This window comes from Gillisia sp. JM1 (assembly GCF_000424645.1).
Classification (GTDB): domain Bacteria; phylum Bacteroidota; class Bacteroidia; order Flavobacteriales; family Flavobacteriaceae; genus Gillisia.
Genome location: NZ_AUKH01000012.1, coordinates 1 through 5,004, shown reverse-complemented (window position 1 = coordinate 5,004; position 5,004 = coordinate 1). Strand labels below are relative to the sequence as shown.

At 32.3% G+C, this 5,004-nt stretch carries 5 protein-coding genes; all 5 read right to left on the bottom strand.

What is annotated here, in order from left to right; all coding sequences use genetic code 11:
* Positions 1-657: 657 nt before the first annotated feature.
* The 5 genes from H033_RS0103250 to H033_RS0103230 all read right to left on the bottom strand — a co-directional run bounded on the left by H033_RS0103250 (position 658) and on the right by H033_RS0103230 (position 4,459).
* Entirely contained in the window at positions 658-1,113 is a 456-nt protein-coding gene (locus tag H033_RS0103250) for a hypothetical protein (RefSeq protein ID WP_026837009.1), read from the bottom strand.
* 352 nt (positions 1,114-1,465) lie between these two features.
* Positions 1,466-1,642, bottom strand: coding sequence for a hypothetical protein (locus tag H033_RS21545; RefSeq protein WP_155827700.1), 177 nt, complete (start codon positions 1,640-1,642; stop codon positions 1,466-1,468).
* A gap of 4 nt (positions 1,643-1,646) precedes the next feature.
* Complete coding sequence (locus H033_RS0103240; protein ID WP_026837008.1) at positions 1,647-3,008, bottom strand: hypothetical protein; 1,362 nt, start codon at positions 3,006-3,008, stop codon at positions 1,647-1,649.
* A 143-nt stretch (positions 3,009-3,151) separates the two neighbouring features.
* Positions 3,152-3,754: a tyrosine-type recombinase/integrase gene (locus H033_RS0103235; RefSeq protein WP_026837007.1), complete on the bottom strand. Its 603-nt coding sequence runs from the start codon at positions 3,752-3,754 to the stop codon at positions 3,152-3,154.
* Between the two features lie 192 nt (positions 3,755-3,946).
* Positions 3,947-4,459 (bottom strand): hypothetical protein, encoded by a 513-nt coding sequence (locus H033_RS0103230; protein WP_155827697.1) that lies wholly within the window; start codon positions 4,457-4,459, stop codon positions 3,947-3,949.
* Positions 4,460-5,004: the final 545 nt, after the last annotated feature.

Genomic DNA, 5,004 nt, shown 5'->3' with positions numbered 1-5,004 from the left:
TTTACTATGGTATATTGATATATCGTTTTCAGCACTTTATCTTAGTTGTTTGGTAATGGTTTAGAGATTGGTTTAGGTTAGATTAGATTAGGTAAGGTTATTGGTTAGAGATTAGAGGTTATTGGAAGGGAAAGAGAGGTAGGGGGGGTATATGTGGGGCACTTGCTCAATAAACCCAATGAATACGTTATCTAACAAGGTTTTTAGTGTGTGGCAATGATAATACTAAACAGTATCTAATCCCTTATCCTTAGCCTGTATGTAGTTGGATTGGTGTGTGGTGTTGGTAAAGATTAACTAAGATTTTTCTATTATTCTTATTACCCTCATTTGGATTTAGTTCTATTGGATATATCATAATTCTACTTTAGAATAAGTATGTAGATGTTACCACTAAAGTACTACTATAGATTTTATTTATTACTTTCTTTATTTACTATGGTATATTGATATATCGTTTTCAGCACTTTATCTTAGTTGTTTGGTAATGGTTTAGAGATTGGTTTAGGTTAGATTAGATTAGGTAAGGTTATTGGTTAGAGATTAGAGGTTATTGGAAGGGAAAGAGAGGTAGGGGGGGTATATGTGGGGCACTTGCTCAATAAACCCAATGAATACGTTATCTAACAAGGTTTTTAGTGTGTGGCAATGATAATACTAAACAGTATCTAATCCCTTATCCTTAGCCTGTATGTAGTTGGATTGGTGTGTGGTCTTAATTGAACCATTAAGAGCTTCAATAAGCTTATCCAGTTGTAAACCTTTCTTATCCAGTTGCTGTGAACGTTCCTGTAGTTCTGTTCTAAGGAATTTTATTTCTTGTTGGTATTCTTCAATACGTTTTACAAGCTCGGGATACTTCAATATAACCTCATTGAGCTTATCATATTGCTCAGGTGTAAAAGCTTCTGTAATGGTCTCATTTTCGCTCAGTTCGTTTGGTTCGTTCGCTGTTCGTTCGTTTGGTTCGTTAAGCTCCCACTTACTAAGAATATCCTTAGGTATTAAATATACCCTATTGGTCTTATCAATTCCCTCAGCTATACAACGTTTCTGTACTGCTCTAATTGAGATTCCCAGTGTTTTAGATACTTCTTTAACTGTATATAACATCACATAATTTTCAACTAATATAATAACTATTTAATTAGGTTCGTTGGTTCGTTCGTTGGTTCGTTTGAATACCTCAAATAAGGCGTTTTAAGAGCTTCTAAGGTATCTTATATGTTAGTTGTTATCTAGTGGGTAAAGTGCGCTTAGATACGCTCATTTTAATCCTGGTGTGTATGTAGTTGGATTGGCTGAAGTGGTAAGATTACAACGTTTATTTTAAGGCAGAAAAAAACCCCTTTAACATGGACTGTAGTTAGGGGTTATGCTTTCAAGTATTAAAACTAATGATTAAAAAACACTAGGTGTTAATGTGGTGTAAAGGTAAGTAATAAATGTATTACCCTAAAATAAATTATTCATAAAAATACCCATCAATATATTCATCATTAGAAATATGTCCAGTTCTATTGCCCTCAGCATCGAAAATAAAACCATGTTTGTCAATCGTACTAACTATTTCGTTTGTGGTGGTGTTGTATTTGGTTCTATTACCCTCAGCATCGGTTAAGGTCTTGGTGTCTATGGTCATAATTTTAGTATTGAGTTATTCTAAATAATTCTTTAATGTGGCCATTGGATATATACGGGAATGTTTGTTTAAATATATATATCAACTTATCTAAAAAGTATCCCTCATTTTCTGTTGGTACAATAATACTATCATGTACTGGTATTGCAACATCAGTTTTATTAAGTTGGGAGTATAACCCATCAATAAATATACTACTTTCAATTAACTGAGCTTCTATTGAAATTATCTTGTATCCCTTAACTCGTTTCTTATTTCTAATGTACTTCATAAAGTTGGGGTAAAGCTCCATTAAATACCGTTCCATTGGTTTCACATCGTTGGGATTAGGTATGTAATTAAAATATAATCCCTTACCCAGTACATTAGCTTTAAACTTGCTGTAATTCTCTGAGAATTGGTTGAATGTATCTACATCATTATTCTTAAGAGCTTGTTGTGCTACTGCATTATAGAAGTTCCCACTAAGCACATCATTTAATAATTTGGTATTGGTTTGGTTGGTGTCCTTTAGATAATTTAAAGCTATTATAAGAGGTTGTGAGTTCTTTAAATCTATCTCAGATAACTTACCACCGCTTTTCAATTGTAGTGATTCCCTGAAGGGTTTAGGTATGGTGCTGAGGTAATGAAATACCCTTCCAACGTTCTCAGATTGTGTGTAATAGAAAAAATCACTTTCAGCTAATTGGTTAACTGAATTGATTTGTTTAAGTTCCTGAAGTTCGTGGTACACTTCATTGTAATATTTATCTTTATCAGTAACCCCAACATATTTGTTAATGGTCTCAATTGCTTTAGTATGGTTTGGATTAAATTCTACTTTAGTTATGGAATTAAGTATCTTAGAATGTATCTTATCATTGGAGTACTTCTTTATTTTCTCAGTTTTATACTTACGTATTTTTATACGCATCCTTGAGGTAAGTACACCGACTTTAACAATACCCTCATTTAATGCCTTATCACTTAATGCGTACTTCTTAGAGCTAGGTTTAAGGTGTGGTAATGCTTTCTTACCCTCAGCAATACGATTGTTATTATAAAGCTTCAGAAATGCAGTTGAGGTGTAATTATGGTCAATAGTTATATATCCCAGTTCTACCAATTCCCTTGTAATTTTTATATACTCAGCTTTACCCAACATAGATTTTAATATCTCTCTATGCAATGGTACTGGTTGGGATTGAAATAAAGTATTTGCTTTATGTCGGTTAGATTGTACTATTGAATGAATTACCCAATTGAATTTATCAATTAAAATATCTTTATCTGTACGCTTAATCTTGGATTTGTAGAGGTCTGAAGATTGTACGACCTTGTGTAATTGTGGTATGCTATAGAGGTACATTTGCCCTCCTATCATGCTTTTTAATCATAACTATTAAAATTTTAATGCTTGAGGTTCGGGTGTCCAGTCCGTACCATTATTATTTAACCAAACTTACTATAAAAACCCCTTAAAGTAAAGGGGTTGCATTCCATGTTATTAACAAACAAATTAACAATTTAATCGTACACCCTGTGAAGTCTATCCAATGCTTCTGTTTGGTCGAGCTTCAAATAATGCTCAGTTTGTTTCATTCTATCGTGACCTAACAGAAATTGTACATCTCTAAGGTCTTTAGTCTTGGAAAATATGTTATGTCCTGCGGTTCTACGCAATGAGTGTGCGCCAGCTACATTTACTTTCTTACCCAGTAAACCCACATCATTAGCCTTATTTAATCGTTTGTGTGTCCATTGTCTAGTGTACACTTTATCATTGTTGTAGTTAAAGAAAATACAGTCGTTAACATACCCATTATGAAGTATGCAATAGTTATTATAGGTTTCAATTAATCGGTTGGTGGTGGTGCTAAGTGGTTTTACTTCTGTACGTTTTTTCTTAGCAACATAACCTGAAATTTCAGGTTTACCCTTATCAGTTAATTGAATATCACTAAACCTCAGCTTTAGTAAATCACTTACCCTAAATCCTGTATCGATACCAATTAGAATTAGTAGAGCTTCTACCTTCTTATCTTGTTGGTATGCTTGTGATTGCTCATTGAATAAATCAATGGCATAATGTTTAGATGAGGTATAATTGAAAGATACTGTAAGATTCATATTGGTGGTTTTAGTTTTAATATTAAAGCTCGAGGTGTAGAGGGATACACCCCGAACCATTACCCAAATGTAATAAATAGTATTTACATAATCTAATTTTATTCATTTTTATGTAAACACTTTTAACTCAGGTGTATGTTATTTAACTGTATATCAGTTGTTTAGTTGTATTCTATGTGTTTACACTTTATCCTATTGTGTAAACACTTCAGTAAAAATACCTTTATATCCGTTGGGTAGCATCGTTGGAAACTCATACGCTAATAGTTTATTTTCCCAGTACATTTCTAAACTATCTGTTTTTACTAGATGTTGCAGAAATACGCTGTATGCTTCTATATTTACCCTAATTAACCTCAGCTCATTGTGATACCGTTGGTTAATCTGAATGTAATAAATTGGTTTAAGGTTGGTGTTATGTGGTTTTATCCATTTGTGTACCTCACTGTATGGGTCTGTTATATGTCTATTCAGCGTGAAGCTGTTATAATCTGAGCTTCTAAACCTCAGCGATACACCATACACCAAACCATCAATTAAGGCGGTCGCATCACACCCAGTTACCTTATCTAGCATCCCACGTGTGGTTAGTTCTATATCTTCAGCTTGGAGTGTATCCAGTAAGATTGGTTTATATTCTGTGAACTTTTCAGCTTCTATTTGAAACCCAGTTTCATATTTTAAATTGTTATTCCCTCTACTCATTATAATCTGTTTTATACTGCTATATGTCATAATATTGAGTGCTTCAGCAATTAATGCATTAATTAGTGCAATTGTGTAAACACTTATATTACGTTATACTCTTATATCAGTAGATTGTATAGGATTTAGCAAGAAATAATGTGTTTAGATTACTTCTAATTGAGGGGTTGTATTACGTTATATTCAATTATATAGATGTTTTATTGTTATATATTAAATATATTATAATGTTAACTACCTCTAATTGAAAGATATGTAATTAAATGATTGTTTTACTAAGAATAATTTAATTTATATTAAACTGTTTTAACCCTCAGGTTTATTTCCGTTGGGTGGTTTCTTATAGTAATATGGTATTACAATATGATTGCTAAAGGTTAGGTTTGGTGTGTGGTGTTGGTAAAGATTAACTAAGATTTTTCTATTATTCTTATTACCCTCATTTGGATTTAGTTCTATTGGATATATCATAATTCTACTTTAGAATAAGTATGTAGATGTTACCACTAAAGTACTACTATAGATTTTATTTATTACTTTCTTTA

Bases quoted from the DNA above. Each gene is read 5' to 3' on its own strand.
- H033_RS0103240 (WP_026837008.1), bottom strand. From the start codon at position 3,008: ATGATAGGAGGGCAAATGTACCTCTATAGCATACCACAATTACACAAG.
- H033_RS21545 (WP_155827700.1), bottom strand. From the start codon at position 1,642: ATGACCATAGACACCAAGACCTTAACCGATGCTGAGGGTAATAGAACC.
- H033_RS0103250 (WP_026837009.1), bottom strand. From the start codon at position 1,113: ATGTTATATACAGTTAAAGAAGTATCTAAAACACTGGGAATCTCAATT.
- H033_RS0103235 (WP_026837007.1), bottom strand. From the start codon at position 3,754: ATGAATCTTACAGTATCTTTCAATTATACCTCATCTAAACATTATGCC.
- H033_RS0103230 (WP_155827697.1), bottom strand. From the start codon at position 4,459: ATGAGTAGAGGGAATAACAATTTAAAATATGAAACTGGGTTTCAAATA.